The 3,295-nt window shown below is 41.2% G+C and carries 4 protein-coding genes; 3 read left to right on the top strand and 1 reads right to left on the bottom strand.

Annotated features, from left to right (window positions below; all coding sequences use genetic code 11):
* Window positions 1-22: 22 nt before the first annotated feature.
* Window positions 23-1,111 (bottom strand): DUF3800 domain-containing protein, encoded by a 1,089-nt coding sequence (locus AB4371_RS21635; protein WP_102398373.1) that lies wholly within the window; start codon window positions 1,109-1,111, stop codon window positions 23-25.
* A 99-nt stretch (window positions 1,112-1,210) separates the two neighbouring features.
* On the opposite strand from AB4371_RS21635, the gene AB4371_RS21630 reads away from it, so the two are divergent.
* The 3 genes from AB4371_RS21630 (at window position 1,211) to AB4371_RS21620 (ending at window position 3,225) form a co-directional block, all read left to right on the top strand.
* Window positions 1,211-2,239, top strand: coding sequence for an IS110 family transposase (locus tag AB4371_RS21630; RefSeq protein WP_017041084.1), 1,029 nt, complete (start codon window positions 1,211-1,213; stop codon window positions 2,237-2,239).
* Between the two features lie 440 nt (window positions 2,240-2,679).
* Complete coding sequence (locus tag AB4371_RS21625) at window positions 2,680-2,922, top strand: type II toxin-antitoxin system Phd/YefM family antitoxin (RefSeq protein ID WP_045957228.1); 243 nt, start codon at window positions 2,680-2,682, stop codon at window positions 2,920-2,922.
* 6 nt (window positions 2,923-2,928) lie between these two features.
* Window positions 2,929-3,225, top strand: a complete 297-nt coding sequence (locus AB4371_RS21620) for a type II toxin-antitoxin system RelE/ParE family toxin (RefSeq protein WP_025794194.1) — start codon at window positions 2,929-2,931, stop codon at window positions 3,223-3,225.
* Window positions 3,226-3,295: the final 70 nt, after the last annotated feature.

Raw genomic sequence — 3,295 nt, 5'->3', positions numbered from 1 at the left:
ACGCCATAGTCGTTTGTTAAATTTATAGTGCCTCGAAGTCAAATGTAATTTCAGAAAACTGCCTATTACAGAAACCATGTATGGATTTATCAACAAGGTCTGCAAAATTAAGAATCTCCTTATCAGTAATGCAAGCCATCGATGAAATAGAAGTTTCATAATGAGGGCTCACTAACCGATTAACAAAATGACGACGTATGTGATGGAAAATGTCTTTGAGAATGAAATAACGCGCAACTTCAAACCGTTTCTGGTTAATAACTACAGGATCTTTTGACATTTCAACACCTCCTCTAGCTGAGTCGTAAGGATATTTCTCAAACTTCATAAGCACATTTTCACCAGAAGGAAAAATAAACCTTGATAGAGCATAAATTTGCATATCAACAAACTGAAGCCATGAAGACGCAGTACTTGTAAAATCCTCTTTTGGCACAGGAGGACTTAACGTAATCTTGCGTTCTAGTATATTATCTGAATTATCTATCGCTTCCTGTAAACCCGCTAATTGTGCTCCCTCTACGTTGTCAGTGACAACAGTGATTTTACTATGACGATTTTGTTCAAGGGTTTTAAACAGTGACTCATATGCTCTACGATAACGCTCTACGTTCTTTTTCTTTCTAGCAGTTTCACTATGAACAAACTTTTGCTTGTTAACAGATACTGAATGAAATCGATAGTAGCAACCAAAACTGGCTAGAAATCTCGCCCATAAAACCCAGCGAGACAAAGCGTCTTGCCTAGCATTTTCTTCATCTTCGACATCAGCATCTACACCAACGTGCATTCCACTCCCTTTCAAGAACCAAGCCATCGGATCATTTTCTGGACGAAATTTACTTTTGAAACTGGCTAACTCCGGCAAAATATCTTTTGCTTCATTAGAAGCGATAAGGCAACCGCCGATAAACAGATGGGTATCATTTTCTCGTTCATCAAGATACAGGGTCACTTCATCATCTGGATGAAAATACTGCGCTTGAAAGCCCGACCATCCCTTAGAACCAGGTAAAATGTTATGTGCCAGCATAAGAACCTGCTCGGCAAGCACCTGATTAGCATCAGGCATAAAGAAATCAAAGTCTTTCTCTTCTAATTGATATGGCACACACTGCCTCCATAAATTTAACGAATGATATGGACTCCCTCTACCTGACACTCTGCGTGCCATACTTACTTAGTACACGCTGAAGAACTGGAGGTTACTATGTCCACCATTCAAACTATTGGCGTTGACCTTGCCAAGAATGTGTTCAGTATTCACGGCGTTGATGCATATGGCAAGTGCGTCCTACGCAAAACTGTCAAAAGAAACAAACTCTTAGACACATTCGCGAAGTTACCTCCCTGCCTCATCGGTATGGAGGCGTGCTCTGGTGCACACCACTGGGCGAGAGAGCTACTGAAACTAGGTCATAACCCGAAAATTATGGCGTCCAAATTCGTTATTCCATATCGACAAAATGAGAAGAACGATGCCAATGACGCAGAGGCCATCTGTGAAGCGGTATCTAGACCCAAAACACGATTTGTCTCTATAAAAAGTGAAGAGCAACAAGCTGTGCTTTGCCTGCACCGTATTCGACAGGGGCTAATTAAAACAAGAACGGCGACTATTAACCAGCTCAGAGGTTTGCTTTCCGAATTTGGTATTGTGATGCCTCAGGGGCGCTACTCGGCTCAAAACACTATTGGTAGTGTCCTTGAAGATGCAGAAAATGGTTTGCCTATACTCGCTCGAGAGCTACTTCAAGATCTATCGAACAAGATTCAACACCTTAACCTAGAAGTATTGCACTATGATCGTAGAGTCTCTGCTTTAGTTCGTGAGATGGCTTCAGCCAAAGCGCTCATGGATATTCCAGGTGTCGGTGAACACAGTGCAAGTGCCATTGTCGCAACCGTCAATGACGCCAAACAATTTGGCTCTAGCCGCCAATTTGCCGCTTGGATAGGGTTGGTTCCAAGACAATACTCAACAGGTGGTCATGTTCATCTTGGTCGCATCAGCAAAAGAGGCGAAAAACATATTCGCACTCTACTTATTCATGGCGCAAGAGCCGTTATTGCACGATGTAAAGAGAAAACCGATCGCAACAGTATTTGGTTAAATCAACTCGTTGAACGACGAGGTTATAAACGAGCAGCTGTCGCCCTAGCAGCAAAAAACGCTCGTATAATATGGGCATTATTAACAACAGGAAAAGAGTACAAGATTAACTATGTAAACGGTTAACACTCACCGAGTCAAAGCAATAGCAAATGATGACAATACGACCAGACCGAGATGCCTAAACCTGTTTAATTGGGAAGTAATAAATACTGTTTAACGAATGAGGCTGGCATCAAGCGAATATCATCAAGGTAACGGAACGATTCCGATTAAACACCGAATGTAGAGCTGCTGTCCGATCCACTGTTGTCAGCGGGAGCTATTGTTGACAAAAGAGGGAGTCCATGTAGCCCAATTAAGGGGTGAACAACGCTACCACCTAACCTTAAAGCATTGTGCCATAAACACTAAATTTGAAGTAGAAGCAAAAATGCCGAGCGTTGTGAATCCCTCTTAAATTGCTTGTTAGTTTACCCTTCGCACAAATCGCACGATTTAATTATATTGACCATTTTGTGCGACAAACTATAATATTGCTGTAATTCCAAATTTGGAGATTGAGTATGCACACACTAACAGCAAATGATGCAAAGCGTAACTTTGGTGAGCTGCTTCTAAGCGCCCAACGTGAGCCAGTAAAGATTAGCAAAAACAGTAAAGATGCCGTAGTAGTAATGTCTATCAAAGACTATGAAGAACTAGAGGCAATGAAAACTGATTACCTTAAACATTGTTTCGAGTCAGCTAAACAAGACTTAGCACAAGGCAATGTAGTTGATGGTGAAGATTTCCTAAGCGCCTTGTAACCCACTATGCAAAAGAATAAATACAAACTAAGTAAATTGGCTCAGGCTCATTTACGAAAAATTAAAAGCTATACCGTCAACAACTTTTCTGAAATGCAGTGGAACAACTATAAAGACACATTGCTAACTGGGTTTCAAATGCTTGCCGACAATCCAGCCGTAGGTCGCAGTTGCGATGAGATTTATCCAAGCGGTTTCTATTTTCCGGTAGGAAAACACACAGCTTACTTTACAAAAGAAGACGGTTTTATTTTAGTTGTGGCTGTACTTGGTCAATCACAACTCCCACAAAACCACTTGTAGCTAAGACATCACCCGAAATAAAAACTAGGGTGATGATCTTGATTGGTAAACTAACGAATGACATGGATTC

It is taken from the genome of Vibrio sp. 10N.261.51.A3 (assembly GCF_041471965.1).
Classification (GTDB): domain Bacteria; phylum Pseudomonadota; class Gammaproteobacteria; order Enterobacterales; family Vibrionaceae; genus Vibrio; species Vibrio crassostreae_C.
This window is presented reverse-complemented; position numbering and strand designations above follow the sequence as displayed.